This is a genomic window from Shewanella sp. ULN5 (assembly GCF_030731885.1).
GTDB lineage: Bacteria > Pseudomonadota > Gammaproteobacteria > Enterobacterales > Shewanellaceae > Shewanella > Shewanella holmiensis.
In genome coordinates this window covers 202,392-223,496 of sequence record NZ_JAPJEE010000006.1, presented here as the reverse complement: position 1 = coordinate 223,496, position 21,105 = coordinate 202,392, and the positions used below count along the sequence as shown (strand labels likewise).

Here is a 21,105-nt window from a genome sequence, read left to right as displayed (position 1 = left end):
ATAATTTACCTTAACTTCAAGGTCGCGAGACCCAATAACACAAGGAATAACGAGATAATCCAAAAACGCACAATCACACGCGGCTCTGGCCAACCTTTTAATTCATAGTGATGATGGATGGGTGCCATCCGAAAAATACGCTGCCCTCTAAGCTTGTATGATCCCACTTGTAAGATGACTGAAACCGTCTCCATTACAAATACACCGCCCATGATGATCAAGAGGATTTCTTGGCGCACTAATACCGCGACAGTGCCCAGTGCTGCACCAAGTGCTAGCGAACCGACATCGCCCATAAAGACCTGTGCAGGGTAAGTGTTAAACCACAAAAAACCGAGTCCAGCACCAACAATAGCGGTGCATACAATGACTAATTCACCCGCTTCTGGTAGGTGTGGTATGTGTAAATAATTAGCAAATTGTGCGTGCCCTGAAAGATAGGCTATCAAAGCAAATGCACCGGCAACCATTACCGTTGGCATAATGGCTAAACCATCCAAACCATCGGTTAAGTTTACCGCGTTACTTGCACCGACTATGGTGAAATACGCTAAAAAGATAAACACGATACCAAGTTGTGGCATCACATCTTTAAAAAACGGGACAACAAGCTGGGTTTCACCAGGAATGGCTGATGAGGCATATAAATAAAATGCCACCACTAACGCAGCAATCGACTGCCCAGCGTATTTCCAACGGGCAATTAATCCCTTAGAGTTTTTCTTGACCACTTTTAAGTAATCATCTAAAAATCCAATCGCACCAAAAGCGGCTAATACAAACAGCATAACTAACACGTAGCGGCTAGATAAATCACCCCACAATAAAACACTGATAAAAATGCCAGCAAGAATAAGCAGTCCACCCATTGTTGGCGTTCCGCGCTTACTAAAGTGCGACTCAGGTCCATCGTTGCGAACGACTTGACCAATTTGCAATAACTGCAAACGTTCAATGAGCTTAGGCCCCCACCAGAGACTAAAAACTAATGCAGTGAGCAAGCCCAAAATAGCTCTAAATGTCACATAAGAAAAAACGTTAAACCCACTATAAAATTGGGTTAAATATTCGGCCAGATAAACCAGCATCTACACTAACTCCCCAAACCCGAAGGCATCTACTAACAAATCGACCACGCGTTCCATTGCCGCGCTTCGAGAACCTTTAACTAATATGGTCGCCTCGCCTGGCAACTGATTTAATTGTGCTATTAATGCCTGAGCCAGCGCAGTGACATCTTGAAAATGTGTGCTACCAAATGCTTTACTGGTATTGGCAGATAAGCTGCCACAACAATAAAGTGCATCAATATTAGCCAATTTTGCTTGTTGCCCGAGCTGTTCATGCAAAGGGGCAGCATTGTCACCTAATTCGCCCAAATCTCCCAGCACTAAACACCGATAACTATCACGTTGTTGCAACCAGGATATCGCAGCCTCTACTGAACTCGGGTTGGCATTGTAACTGTCATCAACAATTAAGAAGCGCCCGAGTACTTTAGGCATCATTCTGCCTTTTACTGGCTGTAACAGGCTTAACCCGCTGGCTACTTTTGTTAAATCGAGCCCTAATGCAATACACATGCAGGCTGCGGCTAATGCATTGCTAACTTGGTGGATACCCGCTAAAGGCAATTGCACCGCAATTGATTGCGTTAAATATTCAAGATTAAATGCATAACAGCCGTGCATGTCGGCTTTTAAATCGGTTGCACGTACATCGGCTTTAATACCCTGAACACGCGAAAAGTGCAGCTGTTTAAATCCAGCGGCTTTAGCCGACATAAACTCAGCAAAGGCATCATCGGCATTAATCACCGCCACACCATCTTGTTTAAGATGATTGAAGATCTCTGATTTTGCCTCAGCAATACCTTCAACAGAACCAAAGCCTTCAAGGTGTGCACTGCCAATGTTATTTACTAATGCCACTTGAGGTTGCACCAGCGCGCTAGTGTAATCAATTTCACCTTTATGGTTTGCACCAAGTTCAAACACACCATACTGATCGCCCGCAGACAAACGTAATAATGTCAGTGGCACGCCAATATCGTTATTAAAATTCCCCGCAGTAAACAGCACTTGAAATTGTTGCGACAAAATAGTGGCAACCATTTCTTTAACGCTGGTTTTGCCATTAGATCCGGTTAATGCCACGGCAATAGGTGCCACCTGTTGGCACACAAAGCGGCCTAGTTGGCCGAGTGCTTTATGGGTGTCTGACACCACAACTTGTGGCACATTTAAAGGTAACTGTGTTGAAACTAATAGTGCTTTAGCCCCATTTTCAACGGCCTTGTTGGCAAATTCATGGGCGTCAAAACGCTCACCTTTTAAGGCAATAAACAAGCTGTCGTGATCACATTTACGGCTGTCAGTGCTTACGGCATTGATAATGATATCGTCGCCAATCAACTGGCCCTTTAACACCTTTGCTATTTGACCTAATGAAAGCGAAATCATAATGAAGCCTCCATTAACTGCATCGCCAATGCGCGCTCATCATAATTCAATCGTTTTCCTGCCACTTCTTGATAGGTTTCATGTCCTTTGCCTGCCAATAAAATAATATCTTGAGGTTTCGCTTGCGCCACAACTTGCTTGATAGCGCTTATCCTGTCGATGTTTGACTGGGCCTGTTCTGGTATAGATAATCCTGCTAAGACATCATCGATAATGGCTTGCGGATCTTCGCTTCGAGCATTATCACTGGTGATCATGACACGGTCTGCAAAAGCTTCAGCGGCTTGTGCCATCAGTGGGCGCTTGCCTTTATCTCGGTCGCCACCACAACCAAATACACACCATAATTGTCCATGGCAATGTACTCGCAGCGCTTTTAAAGCTTGCTCAATTGCATCTGGCGTATGAGCGTAATCAACCACTAATGTAGCTTTACCCTGGCTAGAAAAACGTTCCATGCGTCCCGCTACAGGCTTTATTTGAGGCAGGACCTGAAGAATGTCAGCCATGTCGACACCTTGTAACGACAAGGCCGATATTGCAGCTATCACATTAGATAAATTGAACTCACCTAATAACGGGGACGCTAATTTAGCCTGTAACTTATTTGAACCATCACTTGCTGGATAAGCCAAAGTAGCGCTAACCCCAAGATCATTAAATACCGTATCTAGACAGTAAAAATCAGCCTTAGCATTGTTCACACTAAAAGAATAAAACTGCGTTTTTGAGGGTTCAGAGTTAGCCGAAGCTTGCGTAAATGTATTTAGCCAACTTGCACCAACGGCATCATCAAGGTTAATCAAGCCATTTTTTAACGAGGCAAATTTGAATAAACGCTTTTTAGCCGCGGCATATGAATCCATATCACCATGGTAATCAAGATGGTCTCGGCTTAAATTAGTGAAAACCGCGGTATTAAAAGGTACCGCTTCAATGCGGCCTTGCACCAAGCCATGACTTGATACTTCCATCGCACACACAGTTGCACCTTGCTGCTCAAATCCCGACAATTGCTGCATCACGGTGATGGCATCGGCAGTAGTGTTACCACTGTCAATGAGTTCACCCCATAAACCATTACCTAGCGTGCCCATAACAGCCGCTTTTTGCCCCAATAAAGTGACCAATTGAGCAATGATTTGGCTGACTGACGTTTTACCGTTAGTGCCAGTTACACCAATCACGTTAAGCTGGTTAGAAACTGCATAGTATTGAGCTGCGACTGCTGAAAGCTGCCTGCTAAGTTGGCAAAAATGAATTACAGGTACAGCATCAATCCAATCGACTTTTTCATGCTTTTGGGGATCATCAGTATGTGCCAACACCGCTGTGGCGCCTTTTTCAATGGCCGCGGTGATATATTCTCGACCATCCACTTTATATCCAGGCAACGCCACGAACACTTTACCTGTTTCAGCTAAGCGGCTATCAAGTGTTAAACCACAAATAGTTTCAGCCCCGGCATAATAAAACCAGGGCGCAAGTAAATCTTTTAGTAACATCATTCTGCGCTCCTTGGCGCAGACGCCATCTGTATGGCTTCACGTTTGGAAATAGGCTCAACGTTTAGCATTTGTAATGCCCCCGACATGATTTTTGCAAAGGCGGGGCCAGCTACGTCGCCGCCATAATACTTATCGCCTTTGGGTTCATTAATCACGACAGAAATAGCTAATCTTGGGTTATGGACAGGGGCAACACCTGCAAAAATGGCAACATAATCATCACCATAACCACCGGCCACCGCTTTACGGCTGGTACCCGTTTTACCCGCAATTGGGTAACCATCAATGTGTGCTTTTGTCGCTGTTCCGCCAGTTTCAGTTACCCCAACCAGCATCTGCATAACATCATTAGCCACTTTTTCTGATAAAACCTGTTGCCCTTTAGGTGCTTCTTTTAGCTTTAAAATAGACACAGGATACAGCACGCCACCACTACCTAACGTGGCATACATACGTGCCAATTGAAGCGGCGTTGCGGTAAAGCCATAACCAAATGATAATGTGGCGCGTTCAAAGTCAGACCAACGACGACGGTCATGAATTAATCCCGCACTTTCACCGGTTAAATTAATGCCAGAGTAATTGCCTAACCCCATTGATTGGTAGGTACCAAGTAATTGCTGAACCGGCATAGATAAAGCCAGTTTACTGATACCTACGTTTGATGATTTAACCAAAATTTTTGCTAGCGACATGTCGCCATAATTATTTGAATCACGCACCTGACGACCACCAATGCGCATCCAACCAGGTGAGGTTGGGATCAATTCATCCGATTTTACCGTTCCGGCTTCTAATGCCGCAGCGACCACAAAGGGTTTTACCGTCGAACCAGGCTCAAAGGTGTCGGTTAATGCACGATTTCGCATACGATGCGATTGTAAATTATCGCGAGCGTTGGGGTTGTAGGAAGGTGTATTCGCCATGGCCAGAACTTCACCAGTGAGTACATCGATGACCACAACCGATCCAGAGGTGGCTTGAAAGGTTTCTGTGGCGCGCTTAAGCTCTCGGTAGGCTAATTGCTGGATGCGTTGATCAATACTTAACACAATATCGTTAGAACTTTCACCCTCTTGAACTATGTCTAAACGCTCAACCACACTACCGTCACGCGACTTTCTCACTTTTTGTTTTGACGGCGTGCCCGTTAGCCAGGTGTTATAAGTATTTTCAATACCTTCAATACCCACATCATCAATATTAGTAATACCAATTAACTGAGCAGCAATTTCGCCCGCGGGATAATAACGACGAGATTCTGATTTGAGGTAAATGCCACCAATTTTTAACTGCTCAATATAATCAGCTACAGCGGGGGTTACTTGGCGTTTTAAGTAAACAAAACGCTTTTTAGGATCGCGTTTTACTTTTTGCACCAGCGTATCAACAGGCTCTTGTAATACATCCGCCAATGCTTGCCAACGACGCATATCGACAAAGGCTTTTTGATCGTGTGCGTGCTTAGGATCTGCCCAAACGGCACGAACCGGCACACTTACCGCTAACATGTCGCCATTGCGATCGGTAATTAGACCGCGTTGCACCTGATTGCTCGTGGTACGCAAAGTACGCATATCACTTTCATGGCGGAGTTTATCTGGCTCAATAATTTGTATATAAGCTGCGCGAGCAATCAAACTCACAAATAACAGCAAGACAAATCCCACCACAACGTATAAACGCCATGGGATCAGTTCAGGATTTTGCTTACGCTTTGCTTGTCTTGACATATTCCCTATGCTCAATTGGCCCTAATCACCACTTCCTCTTTAGGAAGCGGTCTGGACATATTCAAATCTTTAGTCGCTATTCGGGTCACACGGCTATGTTCCGACTGTGACTGTTCTTCTAATAATAAATTGCGCCATTCAATATCTAAGTGGTCTTGTTGCTGTAAAAGCTGATCCCATTGTGAGGTTAATTTTCGGCTCACATGGCTGGTATAAACCACTGCTACCGCATTAATCATCACCACAATACTGAGCAATACCACCCATTTGTGATGCCAGATATCTTGCAAAACAAGTCGAGGTAGATTCAGTGCTGACTGATTCACAATGCTAACCTCAGTACGCTAAGCGTTCTGCTACACGCAGGACTGAGCTACGTGAGCGAGGATTTTGTTCAATCTCTTCATCTGACGGCTTCATAGCCTTACCCATTGACTTCAACTTTCGCGATTTATTAATTTCATCTTCGGTAATGGGTAAACCATGCGGCACACTTTCGCCTTGGCTGTGACGACGAATGAAACGTTTTACCATGCGATCTTCTAATGAATGGAAACTAATAACCGATAATCGGCCTTCAGGTGCAAGGACTTTTAACGCCCCTTCTAAAGCCTGATCAATTTGCTCCAACTCACTATTGATATAAATACGAATCGCCTGAAACACCCGTGTGGCTGGATGCTTATTACGTTCTTTGTTTTTGGTAATGCGGGCAATCAAATCGGCTAAATCTTTGGTGCGTAAAAAGGGTTTCTCGTCTCTATCTGCAGCGATACAGCGCGCTATATGACGGGAATTTTTTTCTTCGCCATAGGTTTTAAACACCCATGCCATATCTTCTATTTCTGCTCTTGCTAACCACTGAGCAGCCGTTTCACCCTGACTATTGTCCATGCGCATATCTAAAGGGCCATCGCGTAAAAAGCTGAAACCTCTATCGGCATCATCAAGTTGCGGTGAAGACACACCTAAGTCCAACAGCACACCATTAATTTTGCCAACCAGCCCTAACTCTTCAACATAATCGGCTAACTGGCCAAAACCACCGTGAACAATTTGAAAGCGTGGGTCGTCAGCAAATTGCTTCGCAGCTTCAATCGCTTGTGGGTCTCTATCAATGGCAATTAAGCGACCATTGGGTCCTAAATGGCTAAGCACATGTCGTGAATGTCCACCGCGGCCAAATGTGCCATCGATATAGATGCCATTTGGATCGATATTAAGACCATCGACGGTCTCTTTTAATAACACGCTTAAGTGGGCAAACTCTTGACTCATTAGGGTCTTCTTTTTATTCCATTACAGGGTGAAGTGGCTCAATCTTTCATGATTGGCTAAATTCTGGTTGCTGATCAGCTCATGGTTTTGTTCCATTTGCAGCTGCCAAGCACCTTCTTCCCATAATTCAAATTTATTTAATAAGCCTACCAACATGGTTTTCTTTTCCAAATTGGCAAAACTTCTGAGTATTGGTGGCACAACGATGCGCCCATGGCTGTCAAGCTCACACTCTTGGGCATAACCCAATAATTTTCGCTTTAACGAGCGTTCTGTGGGATCGATATCTGATAACTGCAGCAGCTTAGTTTCCATGAGTTCCCACTCATGCAAGGGATAAATTAACAAACAGGGAGAATTAATATCAACGGTGATAATAAGCGTGCCATCGTGCCCATTACGTAACGCATCACGGAATCTCGCTGGCATAGCGATCCGTCCTTTTGCGTCCATATTGATTGCACTTGCGCCTCTAAACACGTCTATAAAGTCCTTGTTTTTTTAATTTGATCCACAATGATCCACTTTTTCCCACAAATGCTAAGTTTAGGGATACAACACAAGGGTTGTCAAGGGATGTGAACATATATTAAATCCAGACGCCAAGCGGCTTAGCAGCAAGTTTTCATAAAGTGTAAAAATGGTTGGCATAAAGCGAATAATTACCCGTGGATATCTGAGTTAATGAATAAAACCAGACACATATAGGCGGTTATTTCAGCAGTTTTGATCATAGGTGGGAGAAATAAACAATCACATACAGCAGATCTCAGCGACAATGGAAAACGATTTAGTGATATTTAGTTTCATTTTTAGCCGTTTTCTTTAATGAAACTTAATGTTTAAGCAGGTCAAAAATAGCGCTTTCGTATGAATTCAGCCTGATGGTGGTCCATTAACTGCTCATAAACAGGCAAAAAATATTAGACTAATTTTTAATCGACACTGGCCGATATAAAGATAACAATTGCAATGCGCTCGATAAAGGATCTGAGCGATGAGCATTAAAGGAGTATCAGATGAACTTAGACAGCATTTATAGCATGCTTGCTACACCAGTACGTTTAATCAGTAATCGTAAGCGTATTGTTGACCGTGTCGATGTTACCAGTGAAATAGCCGCTGACAGCCATGAAGCCCCACAGTCTCAATTGCCTCCTACACTAGGTAAGCACACCTCGTTAGCTGATAAAAAAGTGGCTCCCATTAAGGAAGATGAACATCTTGAATACATCACCGATGATGATGCACCACTTAAAGAACTAAAAGTTCCCATTAAGCATATTGATGTTGAAGCTTAGCCAATGCTTTGATTACATCATTGGGTGCTAACCTGTTTAACGGCTTTAAGCCAGCCGTGATACAAGGCTTGTCGTGAGTCATTATTCATTGTGGCGGTAAAAATCCGATCTGTGGCTAAAATGGATTGTAATTCCTGTGTCGATTTCCATACCCCCACAGCCAGTCCTGCCAGAAACGCGGCGCCCATTGCTGTGGTCTCACTGACTTTAGGTCTTAACACATGCACATCGCTAATATCTGCTTGAAATTGCATTAAGAAGTCATTTGCCACCGCGCCACCATCGACACGAATTTGGCTTAATGTCACCCCTGAATCTTTACTCATCGCATCAAGTAAATCACGAGATTGATAGGCAATGGATTCTAATGCAGCGCGAATAATATGATTTCGATTGGCACCACGGGTTAAACCAACAATGGCCCCTCTTGCATCGGCATCCCAATAAGGCGCTCCAAGTCCGACAAATGCAGGCACAACATAAACCCCATTAGTGTCGCTCACTTTATTGGCATAATACTGGGTGTCATAAGCATCTTGTATTATGCCTAATTCATCCCGTAGCCATTGAATAATAGCACCGCCCATAAACACCGAACCTTCAAGGGCATAACAGGCTTGCCCCTTATCACCAATCGCCACCGTCGTTAACAAGCCGTGTGTTGATGTCACGGCTTTATCACCAGTATTCATCAATAAAAAACAGCCAGTTCCGTAAGTGTTTTTTACCATTCCCGGTTGCAGGCACAATTGCCCAAATAAAGCAGACTGCTGATCACCAGCCATGCCCGCAACCGGAATGCCCTGGACGCCGGCAAGATCGGTATAGCCATAGACCTCACAGGAAGATTTAACTTCAGGTAACATTTGTCGCGGAATATTGAACAATTTGAGTAAGTCTTCATCCCATTGTTGAGTATGAATATTAAATAACATGGTGCGCGAAGCATTTGTTGGCTCAGTGACATGCACTTCACCTTGGGTCAGTTTCCATACTAGCCAAGTATCGACTGTACCAAATAATAGATCTCCGGCATCAGCCTGTTCACGTGCACCAGTCACATTATCTAGGATCCACTGAATCTTTGATGCTGAAAAATACGGGTCTAACACTAAACCTGTTTTCTGCTGGATCAGGGTTTCAACATTTTGTGCTTTTAATTGTTGGCAAATTGCCTGGCTGCGACGACATTGCCATACAATGGCATTATAAATAGGTTTCCCTGTGTGCTTGTTCCACACTATGGTCGTTTCACGCTGATTAGTAATGCCGATAGCGGCCACTTCATTACGATTAATACCCGCTCGGGTTAGCACCTCATCTAATGAAGAGCTTTGCGATGACCAGATTTCCATCGGGTCATGCTCTACCCAACCCGCATAAGGATAATGCTGTCTAAATTCCCGTTGTGAAATTGCCACTATGTCAGCCCGATGATTAAACACAATCGCTCTAGAACTCGTGGTTCCCTGATCTAAAGCAACAATGTATTTATTCGCTGTCATATGATGATCTCTTTGTCGGAGGTGAAAGACTAAATATAGGTTAGCGTAAAAAATGAAACAACCAAGGTTTCAGCACAATTCCTTTAAAAAATACACAAAATTAATCACTTGCGTCACACTTATGAGCTTTGTAATACCACACTGCGGCAATTTTTTGAGCTTCAAAAAGGTACACACCAATACTGCAACGGGACAACCACTCCCCCTCTTGTTGCCACGAGACTTGTTCTACCGTACTGACAAAATCACCTGAAGTAACAGATTTTATCACCCGAGAATGGGCTCTATTGGCATCAGCAAAGTAATCTTTCATTGATTTAACAAGCTCATCCCTAGACGTTGTTTGGCTAGTCATCCCTGCACGGGTAACATCAAACCAATAGGCCTCCTTAGTTACCATCTGACCCATTAGCTCAGGGTCTCGCTCATTAAATGCCTCTATAAATTGCGCCACCATTTGTGATTTTTCATTAGCCTGAACGGTCAATCCCAGCCCAAAAATCAACACAACCCAGATCAATTTTGCCATAACTGTCCTTAAATAGAGTCAATATAAAAAAGCCCCGCTATGCGAGGCTAATGTAGAGTAACGAGCATTAAACTTACATTTTATAGCTTAATTGTACGCCAGCAAGCAACACATCACCTGTGGCTTCGCCATTTAAGGTTACTGAAGCTAAGCCCGCTAAATCTTGTTCTTCGCTAATAGGCGCATCACCGTACATTTTGATATAAGTGACCGCAAAATCTACAGTCAGATTTTTAGTCGCTTGATATCCTGCACCCACACTAAACCACAAGCGGTCAGTATCTGGAATAGTCGTTGTGCGGTATTGATCTTCAACAGCCGTTTGATCCAACGCCATCCCCGCTCTTAGGGTCCAATCGTGGTTCAATAGATAAGTACCGCCAACAGCGTAACGCCAATTATCTTTGAAGTTTTCGTTTTTAACTAAATCAGATTCTATATCGCCAATCGGTTTTTGCTCACCAGGAAAGTAAGCTACTAATTGATCAAATACACTCCATTGGGTCCAGTTTACGCTGGCATGCATGGCAAATTTTTCAGTTAACTGGTGATGAGAAGCTAATTCAGCAAAAGCAGGTAGCTCAATCGGTAAATACCCTTCAATCGACACATTCTGACCACCATCATAAAGCAAACCTGAAGCATGGCCGTCTAACTCTAATTTAACACCACTATGATAAGCCAAACCTAAACGGTGATCGGCGTTTATTTGCCAGCTTGCACCCGCTTTCCAACCCACACTGATATCATCACCTTCCATCGATTTAAGGCTAGTACCAGGATCCGGTAAACGACCAGCAACGGGTGCAGGTAAAGCAGGATTGGCTTTAATCGCTCCCACCCAAGCAGGCGTTGTTGCACCAATTTCGCCTTCACCGTACACCACACGTAAACCAGCACCTATACTAAATGCATCATCCAATTTATAGGCAATATTAGGGTTAAATTCAACGGTAGTGATCGAGGTTTTACTACCAAAAATAGCTGCTGCATGGGTCGGGTCAATTTCAGTCGCTAATCCGTAGTTAGAATTAACCGTTAAACCCCAAGTCCATTGATCGTTTAATTGATTAGAATAATAAAAGTTAGGAATAAATGCATCACCAGCAACGTCATGGGCACTGGCTGGAATATGCAGTGTTTGTCCACCAAACAAAGGTGAATCAAGAGCGATATCACCGGTAACATCGATATTTGGCATCACATACACACCACCGGCAGAAAGCTGGCGGCCTTCTAAATAACTCAACATAGCTGGGTTACGAGACTGTGCAGAGGCATTATCTGCCATGGCAGCTTCGCCTGCGAATGCACGGCCTAAACCGGTTGATGAAAATTCTGCTAATTGAAAACCTGCAGCTTGAGCTTGTGAAGTCGTTCCAAAAACAATGGCTGAAATAGCCACAGTAAGTATTGTTTTTTTCATTATATTCTCTTATTCATTGTTTTTATGTCGATTTAATTCAGCAAACTCATTTATAGAGTAAAAGCTCGACATTTATTCGCAGCAAGTTTACGGATCTAAAGCCTTATTGCAACAGCCAAGGTATAAATGCAACATCATAATTACTGCAGAATTACCGATAACTGGCTCACAAAGTGTGCTAAAAACATCCTTTTTATTAAGCGCTGTTAACTGAATAAATAAAACAATGATGTAGAGAAAAAATTTAACCATAATTATCAGTAACTAAGTCAACATAAATACCATTAACTTTGGTACAGCAGTAAGCTGAAAAAAATAGAAAATTAAAGCGAGGTGAGTGAATAAATTGGCCCATTAGCTTGTAACTAATTGTAAAAAAGCCAATAAAAAACCCTGCTAAGCAGGGTTTTTTTACTTATACACTAAAGAGTTAGCAGATAAGATTATAAGCTGTAGTACATTTCGAACTCTAATGGGTGAGTTGTACGTGCAACACGCTCAGCTTCAGCGGTTTTCAGTTTGATATAAGACTGAATAAAGTCTTCACTGAATACGCCACCTTTAGTTAAGAACTCATGGTCAGCTTGTAAGTTTTCAAGAGCGTTTTCTAAAGATGTTGCCACTTGTGGGATTTCTGCCGCTTCTTCAGCTGGTAAATCATACAAGTCTTTGTCCATTGCATCGCCTGGGTGGATCTTGTTTTGGATACCGTCAAGACCAGCCATTAACAACGCAGCAAAACCTAAATATGGGTTTGCATGTGGATCTGGGAAACGCGCTTCAATACGACGACCTTTAGGGCTTGGCACTACAGGAATACGGATTGATGCACTACGGTTACGCGCTGAGTAAGCTAACATAACTGGTGCTTCAAAGTGTGGCACTAAACGCTTATATGAGTTAGTACTTGGGTTAGTAAATGCATTCAATGCACGAGCGTGCTTGATGATACCGCCGATATAATAAAGTGCGATGTCACTTAAACCAGCATACTTGTCGCCAGCAAATAAGTTCACACCATCTTTAGATAATGACTGGTGAACATGCATACCACTACCGTTGTCACCAACAATTGGCTTAGGCATAAAGGTTGCTGTTTTGCCATAAGCGTGCGCCATGTTGTGAACAACATACTTTAGAATTTGGATTTCATCCGCTTTCTTGGTCAATGTGTTGAAACGTGTAGCGATTTCGTTCTGACCTGCTGTAGCCACTTCATGGTGATGCGCTTCAACAACTTGACCCATTTCTTCAAGCACTAAACACATAGCGCTACGTAGATCTTGTGATGAATCAACTGGTGCGACTGGGAAGTAACCGCCTTTCACCATTGGGCGGTGACCCGTATTACCTTCTTCATAACTTTTTGCAGAGTTCCATGCAGCTTCTTTTGCGTCGATTTTCACGAAACAACCTGACATATCAGTACCAAAACGTACGTCGTCAAATAAGAAGAACTCTGGCTCAGGGCCAATAAGAACCGTATCAGCAATACCGGTAGACTTTAAATATTCTTCAGCTTTTTTAGCGATAGAACGTGGATCACGGTCATAACCCGTCATGGTACCTGGCTCTAAAATATCACAACGGATAAGCGCAGTTGTTTCTTCTGTGAAAGGATCAAGTACGAAAGTTGATGCATCAGGCATTAATACCATGTCTGATTCGTTAATGCCTTTCCAGCCAGCAATAGAAGAACCGTCAAACATTTTGCCGTCTTCAAAAAAATCCGCGTCAACTTGGTGAGTTGGAATAGATACGTGCTGCTCTTTACCTTTAGTATCGGTAAAACGTAAGTCAACAAACTTAACTTCTAATTCTTCAAGTTGCTTTAATACTGATTCAACTGACATTCTCAAGCCTCCGGTAGGGTCAAGGGTATTCCCTTCTTAATTTAATCTTACTGTTTACCAAGTACATTTTACTTAGTTAAACCAATGTAAAACAGTGATGTTCACATGATGTCACTTACTAAGCTATTTTTATGCCAAATATATAACCTATTGAATTATATCAATTTGATTTTTTTGCATAAAGAAATAACTATTAGGGCGCACCAAAAAGATCCTTCACCGCACCAATACAGTGCAACAGTTAAGGGCGACTGCACTGTAATTGAACATGTCGAGTATATAGAGACTCATTAGCAAAAAGTGCACTTAGATAACAATTTACCAAACCTAATTCAGAAAACAGTGTTCTTGATGTTTATCTGGCTTTGAGTAATCAAAATGACCATTTACCCCAGATAAGTCGAAATATATCTGTCCAAACGGGTGAAAATAACAGGTGTTCAAAAAAAATCCTATCTACTGAAGCCTTGCTGGAGTAGAATGGCACGCTTTTTTATGGTGGCTATAATTAATAGCGACTGTAAATAATCCCCTTTTTTTGTTTGATGGTATAGAGGTTTTATCCGTGCTAGAGAATTTACGTAACATCGCCATTATTGCACACGTTGACCATGGCAAAACAACCCTGGTAGACAAGTTGCTGGCGCAGTCAGGAACCCTTGCATCTCGAGGAGAAGCTACTGAGCGGGTGATGGATTCAAACGATCTTGAAAAAGAACGTGGGATCACCATTCTGGCAAAAAACACTGCCATCAAGTGGAACGACTACCGTATTAACATCGTAGACACACCAGGTCACGCCGATTTCGGTGGTGAAGTAGAACGTGTTCTGTCTATGGTTGACTCAGTTTTATTACTAGTAGATGCAGTTGATGGCCCAATGCCACAAACTCGCTTCGTCACTAAAAAAGCATTTGCTCAAGGCCTTAAGCCAATCGTTGTTATCAACAAGATTGACCGACCTGGTGCACGTCCTGATTGGGTTATCGACCAAGTTTTCGATTTATTCGACAACCTAGGTGCAACTGACGAACAGTTAGACTTCCCTATTGTTTATGCTTCAGCATTAAACGGTTTCGCAACCTTAGATCCTGATGTAACTAGCACTGACATGACGCCACTTTTCCAAACCATCGTTGAGAAAGTTTCTTTCCCAGACGCTGATTCGGAAGGTGCATTCCAAATGCAAATTTCTCAAATCGATTACAACTCATACGTGGGTGTTATCGGTATTGGTCGCATTAAACGTGGTAGTGTAAAAACTAACCAACAAGTGACCATTGTTGGCGCTGACGGTAAAAAGCGTAACGGTAAAATGGGCCAGGTATTAGGTTATATGGGTCTTGACCGTACTGAAGTTGAAATTGCTAACGCTGGTGACATCGTGGCAATTACAGGTTTAGGTGAGCTTAAGATTTCTGACACTATTTGTGCTGTGACTGAAGTTGAAGCGTTACCACCGTTATCTGTTGATGAACCAACATTAACCATGACTTTCCAAGTAAACACTTCTCCGTTCGCGGGTAAAGAAGGTAAGTATGTTACTTCACGTAACATTCTTGACCGTTTACAAACAGAACTTGTTCACAACGTAGCATTACGCGTTGAAGAAACTGACAGTCCAGATCGTTTCCGTGTTTCTGGTCGTGGTGAATTACATTTATCAATCCTGATTGAAAACATGCGTCGTGAAGGCTACGAGTTAGCGGTATCACGTCCAGAAGTAATTCTTAAGACTGTTGATGGCGAACTACACGAACCATTCGAAACTGTGACTGTTGACGTTCAAGAGGAACATCAAGGTACCGTAATTGAAAAGTTAGGTATACGTAAAGCTGAAATGAAAGACATGCAACTTGATGGTAAGGGTCGTGTACGTATCGACTTTATTATCCCAAGCCGTGGCTTAATCGGTTTCCAAACTGAGTTCTTAACAGCAACTTCAGGTACTGGTCTAATTTATCATTCATTTGATCACTACGCACCGCACAAAGGTGGCGATATTGGTCAACGTGCTAACGGCGTATTGATTTCTAACGCAACGGGTAAAGCATTAACATTCGCATTATTCGGTTTACAAGACCGCGGTCGTCTGTTTATTGGCCACGCTGCTGAAGTGTATGAAGGCCAAGTTGTCGGTATCCATGCTCGCTCTAACGATTTGACAGTGAACTGTCTCAAAGGTAAGCAGCTAACTAACATGCGCGCATCAGGTACTGATGAAGCACAAGTGTTAACGACACCGATTAACTTAACGCTTGAACAAGCACTTGAGTTCATCGATGATGATGAATTAGTTGAAGTAACGCCTAAGAACATCCGTGTTCGTAAAAAGTTTTTAACTGAGAACGAGCGTAAGCGTCATAACCGCAGTTAATTGCAATTAATGAGTGGTGTCATAATTACCACTTATTAATATCTAAAAAGCCCAGATTATTCTGGGCTTTTTTGTGTCCGGTTGTTTTCAATGGAGAATAAAAACATTTAAAAATAGCTAGATATTCACAATAAATACATATAAATTCACATAAGTTATTTTATGGAGCGAGTAAATATGTTAGAAAATGTCAATGTTGCGCTACAAGCAAACGTGTATTTTGATGGAAAAGTCACCAGTCGCGCAGTTTTTTTTGCCGATGGTTCAAAACAAACCTTAGGCGTAGTATTACCTGGGGAATATACGTTTTCAACCTCTCAAGCAGAGAAAATGCAAGTGACTTCAGGCAATTTTGAAGTGCTACTACCAGATGCATCTGAATGGATGAACTACCCGGCTGGCACTCATTTTGAATTAGCTGCAGGCGTGAGTTTTAGCATTCGTACTCGCGCGGTAGCAGAGTATTGTTGTAGTTATTATTAAGCCCTTATTGATACTCTTCATGGCAGGCTCAGCCTTGGAAGCATTTTCAGGGCTAATTACTCTAAACTCTGGTTATTTAATTTCTTCAACATGATTGCCACTCCCTCTGACATATCATCATTTATCCTTAACTCAGCGCCATGACCTCAATAAATAACACCCTCAATAAGCATTAAGAAAGCGTTGTTAAATTTTGCAGTAGACAAACTTTTTGATTGAAAACGCATTAACGCCTTTATGATTAAACATTGCCCTTTTGTCATAAAGGTTTCAATACAAAGCGCAAGCTAAAAACAGATAATAACCCCAGTTGAACTCAATCTCCTATCAACGGGTATTTTTGGTAAATCAGCCTAAATAAACTATGCTAGTTTTTGCTTCAAAAAAGTCTACTATAACAGTTGTCACTCGATGAGAAAGGAATCAAGATGCGACTTATATTATTACTCAGCCTACTTAGCATTGCCTTATGCAGCAACGCTGCGGTTTATCGGTGGGTCGATGAAAATGGCAAGGTACATTATAGCGATGAGCCACAGCCGAATGCTGAGCTTGTCGAGGTAAAACAAAATACCCAAAACACCATTGAGCTGCGTGAAGCCAAAATAAAGTCTCCTATCGCACCTGAGCTTGACGCTGCCACGGAAACGACCATAACGATTATTTCACCGACCCATGAAGAAACCATTCGCAGCAATGAAGGTAAATTCGATGTGACCGTAAGTGTTGCACCTAAATTATTACGAGGTATGTTTTTGGCCTTGTTTATCGATGGTGAAATAAAAGCTCAACCCCAAACATCCACAACCTTTCACCTTGAAGGCATTTATCGTGGTGAACATGCCATTGTGGTGAAAGCCTTAGATCAAAACGGCAAAGTCCTTGCATCTAGTTCTCCTAGAACCATCTATCTTCATCAAGCAAACTTGGTAAAGCGGCCTACCCCAAGAGCTGGGTAAGTATTAATATCATTAAAAACAATGAATTAATTTAACCTACTTAATTATCAAGAATAACCTTTGCTTGATGAAACTGGCTTGCAGGATGCACCATATTGGTGCACCATGATGGTGCAACCCAATACTCAGGACGGCAAATGGACACCAACAACCTACTAAATCATTTAGTCACTGCTGTGTTAGTTATTGATACTAACCTTAAGCCGCGCTTTGCCAACGCAGCGGCTGAACAATTATTGGCTGTCGCTAACCATAAGCTGCTTGAATTACGCCTACCCGATTTATATCAGTTTTTAGGCGTCGATGAACATATCCTGCGTGATGCCGTATCGTCAAATCAAGGCATTACCGTTAATACCGCAGCGTTGATTACCTTAGATGGCCAGCATCACACCATAGATCTGACCTTAATTCCTATTGAGAATGAACAAAACCTCAGCATTTTAGAGCTTCGCCAAGTTGATCAACAACGTCGTATCCACCAGCAACTTAATATGGATGCACAACAACAAGCAGCCCAATATTTAGTTCGCAATTTAGCCCACGAAATTAAAAATCCGCTCGGGGGCTTAAGAGGCGCTGCGCAACTATTATCAAGAGAACTTAACTCACCTGAATTAAAGGAGTTCACACATTTAATCATTGAACAGGCTGACCGCTTACGTGGTTTGGTTGACAGATTATTGGGACCGCAACGCCCAACACAACATACCGAGCATAATATCCATCAAGTAGTACAAAAAGTGCTAAAACTGGTTGAAATGGCTTTGCCCGACAACATCACGTTAAAGCGAGATTATGATCCTTCCATCCCCGACATTCAGATGGATCCTGATCAACTTCAACAAGCCGTGCTTAATATTGTCCAAAATGCGATTCAAGCATTAGACAATGGCGGTGGTGAAATTTTGATAAAAACCCGGACACAACATCAAGTCACCATTGGCACCCAAAGATATCGACTGGTTTTAGCGTTATCAATTATCGATAACGGTCCAGGGATCCCTCCCGAACTAATGGATACCTTATTTTATCCAATGGTCACCGGAAGAGAAGACGGCTCAGGCCTTGGTTTATCAATAGCTCACAACATTGCAAGACTCCATGGCGGACGCATAGACTGTGTCTCTGCACCCGGCCATACCGAATTTATCATTACGCTGCCATTACAATAATTTTAGACCTAAAGGCAGAACGAGGTAGCAAGATGACAATAAGCGAACAAGTATGGGTTTTAGATGATGATAGCTCCATTCGTTGGGTGCTAGAAAAAGCATTATCGGGTGCCAAGCTAACCAGTGCCAGCTTTGCGGCGGCTGAATCATTATGGCAAGCATTAGAACATTCACAGCCACAAGTCATAGTGTCGGATATTCGTATGCCTGGTACAGATGGGCTGACGCTATTAGACAGATTACAACTGCATTATCCGCATATTCCAGTCATCATAATGACGGCGCATTCCGATTTGGACAGTGCCGTTAGCGCTTATCAGGCCGGAGCGTTTGAATATCTGCCCAAGCCTTTTGATATTGATGAAGCTATCGCGTTAGTGGAGCGCGCGCTTACCCATGCGACCGAGCAAACACCTTCAGCCCCTGCAGAAGCCGCCGTTAAAACCCCTGAAATTATTGGCGAAGCTCCTTCAATGCAAGAGGTGTTTCGTGCCATTGGACGCTTATCTCGATCGTCTATTAGTGTATTAATTAATGGTCAATCAGGAACGGGGAAAGAGTTAGTCGCTGGCGCACTGCATAAACACAGCCCGCGCAAAGACAAATCGTTTATTGCACTTAACATGGCCGCTATTCCGAAAGACTTAATTGAATCAGAACTTTTTGGCCATGAAAAAGGCGCATTCACTGGCGCGGCGAATGTGCGTCAGGGACGGTTTGAGCAAGCCAATGGTGGCACATTATTTCTAGATGAAATCGGCGATATGCCGCTAGATGTGCAAACGCGCTTATTACGCGTACTGTCTGATGGCCAATTTTATCGCGTAGGTGGACATCAAGCGGTACAGGTAGACGTGCGAATTATTGCGGCCACCCACCAAAATCTCGAATTACTCGTTCAAAAAGGGACTTTTCGTGAGGACTTATTCCATCGTCTAAATGTGATACGAGTGCATTTACCGCCGTTATCTCAGCGCCGTGAAGATATCCCTCAATTAGCAACGCACTTTCTTACTTCTGCAGCCAAAGAAATTGGCGTAGAACCGAAAATATTAACCAAAGAAACCGCGGTAAAATTATCGCAATTGCCGTGGCCAGGTAACGTTCGTCAACTGGAAAACACTTGCCGTTGGCTAACAGTCATGGCCTCTGGACAGGAAATTCTACCTCAGGATTTACCGCCAGAATTACTCAAAGACCCAGTATCAAATCATCAAACTCAATCAGGTCATGGTGATTGGCAATCTGCTTTGAAAAGTTGGATAGATGAAAAACTCAGTGCGGGTGAAAATGATCTGCTCACTGAAGTTCAGCCAGCTTTTGAACGCATATTGCTTGAAACCGCATTAAAGCATACTCAAGGTCATAAGCAAGAAGCGGCAAAACGTTTAGGCTGGGGGCGTAATACGCTAACACGTAAACTTAAAGAGTTATCGATGGAGTAACCTCGTCTGAGTTGAGGCTACAGAGATGGCACCAGAATGAAGCCTAGATTTGCTCTAGGCTTCTGACCATCACTGAACAGTATCACCTAAACCGGATCTTGGTGAATAATCACTTCCGCCTCTTCGAAAGCGTTCTTGATCCTTAATCCTGTAGCATCGGCAATTCGATGGGCATCAAACAAAGGTTGGTTACCGTCTAACTCTAAATGTAACTGAATAAAAATGGTTTTACCTGACTGACGAGTACGTAAATCGTGTATGCCTTTTACATGGCTATCGGCCAATGCTAAGGTTTTAATCTGATCTCGAGTTTCAGCATCCAGTTCTCTATCAAGCAAGCTTTGTATTGAACGATAGCCTAAATCTAAAGCCTGCTGCCCAATAAAAAGTGCAATCAGCACAGCAAACAAACCATCGGCCCACCACCAGCCATAGTGAGCTAACACCAACGCCAGTAATACCGCAGAATTTAAAAACAAATCCGATTTATAATGCAATGAATCCGCTTCAACCACCGTACTGCTGGTTTGCTCTAGGGCTTTTTTCTGCAGTAACACTAATCCCAGTGTCACAATAATTGCGATAATCGATACCACAACACCTAAGGTTGCATGGGTTACTGGCACAGGATTTATCAGCTTTTCTCCGCCATAAAAAAGCAAAATACAGGCAGACCCCAAAATAAAACCCGATTGTGCTAACGATGCCAACGGCTCAGCTTTGCCATGACCATATCGATGGTCTTTATCTGCAGGAACAATTGCATAACGAATGGCAATAAAGTTGACGATAGATGCCATCGCATCGGCGAATGAGTCTGTTAGCGAGGCCAACATACTTGCCGAACCTGAATATAACCATGCAATTAGTTTTATGACAATCAAGCCTAGCGCAACGGCCACTGAGGCTCTACTGGCTAATTTGACCCAAAAATCATAATTTTGGTTGGTTTTCATTACCGGATTCATCCAATCATTAATCGTTATTAAGCTTTATAATAGCAATGATCAGGGCATGGCTTCGACAATGTTTACATCTTTTAACAAGATAAGACGGTGAAATTGTGATGCA

Annotated in this window: 18 protein-coding genes; 6 read left to right on the top strand and 12 right to left on the bottom strand. The window is 42.8% G+C overall.

Annotated elements, in window-relative coordinates; all coding sequences use genetic code 11:
* Positions 1-5: 5 nt before the first annotated feature.
* From mraY to mraZ, 7 genes are read right to left on the bottom strand one after another with little or no spacing between them, the layout of a single operon-like run.
* Positions 6-1,088 (bottom strand): phospho-N-acetylmuramoyl-pentapeptide-transferase, encoded by a 1,083-nt coding sequence (mraY, locus tag ORI98_RS08400; RefSeq protein WP_306134917.1) that lies wholly within the window; start codon positions 1,086-1,088, stop codon positions 6-8.
* Complete coding sequence (murF, locus tag ORI98_RS08395; protein WP_306134916.1) at positions 1,089-2,462, bottom strand: UDP-N-acetylmuramoyl-tripeptide--D-alanyl-D-alanine ligase; 1,374 nt, start codon at positions 2,460-2,462, stop codon at positions 1,089-1,091.
* Entirely contained in the window at positions 2,459-3,970 is a 1,512-nt protein-coding gene (gene murE, locus ORI98_RS08390; protein ID WP_306134915.1) for a UDP-N-acetylmuramoyl-L-alanyl-D-glutamate--2,6-diaminopimelate ligase, read from the bottom strand. Before murE ends, murF begins: the two co-directional genes overlap by 4 nt.
* Positions 3,967-5,703: a penicillin-binding protein 2 gene (locus ORI98_RS08385; protein ID WP_261298663.1), complete on the bottom strand. Its 1,737-nt coding sequence runs from the start codon at positions 5,701-5,703 to the stop codon at positions 3,967-3,969. Before ORI98_RS08385 ends, murE begins: the two co-directional genes overlap by 4 nt.
* A gap of 11 nt (positions 5,704-5,714) precedes the next feature.
* Positions 5,715-6,029 (bottom strand): cell division protein FtsL, encoded by a 315-nt coding sequence (gene ftsL, locus ORI98_RS08380; RefSeq protein WP_188842012.1) that lies wholly within the window; start codon positions 6,027-6,029, stop codon positions 5,715-5,717.
* Positions 6,030-6,039: 10 nt separating this feature from the next.
* The gene (rsmH, locus tag ORI98_RS08375) at positions 6,040-6,981 is read right to left on the bottom strand and encodes a 16S rRNA (cytosine(1402)-N(4))-methyltransferase RsmH (RefSeq protein ID WP_306134914.1); all 942 of its coding nucleotides are present in this window, start codon (positions 6,979-6,981) and stop codon (positions 6,040-6,042) included.
* Positions 6,982-7,002: 21 nt separating this feature from the next.
* Entirely contained in the window at positions 7,003-7,461 is a 459-nt protein-coding gene (gene mraZ, locus ORI98_RS08370; RefSeq protein ID WP_261298661.1) for a division/cell wall cluster transcriptional repressor MraZ, read from the bottom strand.
* Between the two features lie 539 nt (positions 7,462-8,000).
* Here mraZ and ORI98_RS08365 point away from each other — a divergent pair.
* Entirely contained in the window at positions 8,001-8,282 is a 282-nt protein-coding gene (locus ORI98_RS08365) for a hypothetical protein (RefSeq protein WP_306134913.1), read from the top strand.
* 17 nt (positions 8,283-8,299) lie between these two features.
* Here ORI98_RS08365 and glpK read toward each other — a convergent pair whose 3' ends face one another.
* From glpK to glnA, 4 genes are all read right to left on the bottom strand, one after another.
* The gene (gene glpK / locus ORI98_RS08360; protein WP_306134912.1) at positions 8,300-9,787 is read right to left on the bottom strand and encodes a glycerol kinase GlpK; all 1,488 of its coding nucleotides are present in this window, start codon (positions 9,785-9,787) and stop codon (positions 8,300-8,302) included.
* Positions 9,788-9,887: 100 nt separating this feature from the next.
* The gene (locus ORI98_RS08355) at positions 9,888-10,316 is read right to left on the bottom strand and encodes a nuclear transport factor 2 family protein (RefSeq protein WP_306134911.1); all 429 of its coding nucleotides are present in this window, start codon (positions 10,314-10,316) and stop codon (positions 9,888-9,890) included.
* Between the two features lie 73 nt (positions 10,317-10,389).
* Entirely contained in the window at positions 10,390-11,742 is a 1,353-nt protein-coding gene (locus ORI98_RS08350) for an outer membrane protein transport protein (RefSeq protein ID WP_306134910.1), read from the bottom strand.
* 443 nt (positions 11,743-12,185) lie between these two features.
* On the bottom strand, positions 12,186-13,595 hold the full coding sequence (gene glnA / locus ORI98_RS08345; protein WP_306134909.1) for a glutamate--ammonia ligase: 1,410 nt from the start codon (positions 13,593-13,595) through the stop codon (positions 12,186-12,188).
* A gap of 565 nt (positions 13,596-14,160) precedes the next feature.
* On the opposite strand from glnA, the gene typA reads away from it, so the two are divergent.
* From typA to glnG, 5 genes are all read left to right on the top strand, one after another.
* Positions 14,161-15,972, top strand: coding sequence for a translational GTPase TypA (gene typA, locus ORI98_RS08340; protein WP_306134908.1), 1,812 nt, complete (start codon positions 14,161-14,163; stop codon positions 15,970-15,972).
* A gap of 162 nt (positions 15,973-16,134) precedes the next feature.
* Positions 16,135-16,455, top strand: a complete 321-nt coding sequence (locus ORI98_RS08335) for a pyrimidine/purine nucleoside phosphorylase (RefSeq protein WP_306134907.1) — start codon at positions 16,135-16,137, stop codon at positions 16,453-16,455.
* 428 nt (positions 16,456-16,883) lie between these two features.
* Positions 16,884-17,414, top strand: coding sequence for a DUF4124 domain-containing protein (locus ORI98_RS08330; protein ID WP_306134906.1), 531 nt, complete (start codon positions 16,884-16,886; stop codon positions 17,412-17,414).
* A 137-nt stretch (positions 17,415-17,551) separates the two neighbouring features.
* Complete coding sequence (gene glnL / locus ORI98_RS08325; RefSeq protein WP_261298653.1) at positions 17,552-18,589, top strand: nitrogen regulation protein NR(II); 1,038 nt, start codon at positions 17,552-17,554, stop codon at positions 18,587-18,589.
* Between the two features lie 32 nt (positions 18,590-18,621).
* Complete coding sequence (gene glnG, locus ORI98_RS08320; protein WP_306134905.1) at positions 18,622-20,034, top strand: nitrogen regulation protein NR(I); 1,413 nt, start codon at positions 18,622-18,624, stop codon at positions 20,032-20,034.
* Between the two features lie 86 nt (positions 20,035-20,120).
* Here the strand turns inward: glnG and ORI98_RS08315 are convergent, their stop codons facing one another.
* A complete protein-coding gene (locus ORI98_RS08315) occupies positions 20,121-20,990 on the bottom strand; it encodes a cation diffusion facilitator family transporter (protein WP_306134904.1) in 870 nt (289 codons plus the stop codon).
* Positions 20,991-21,105: the final 115 nt, after the last annotated feature.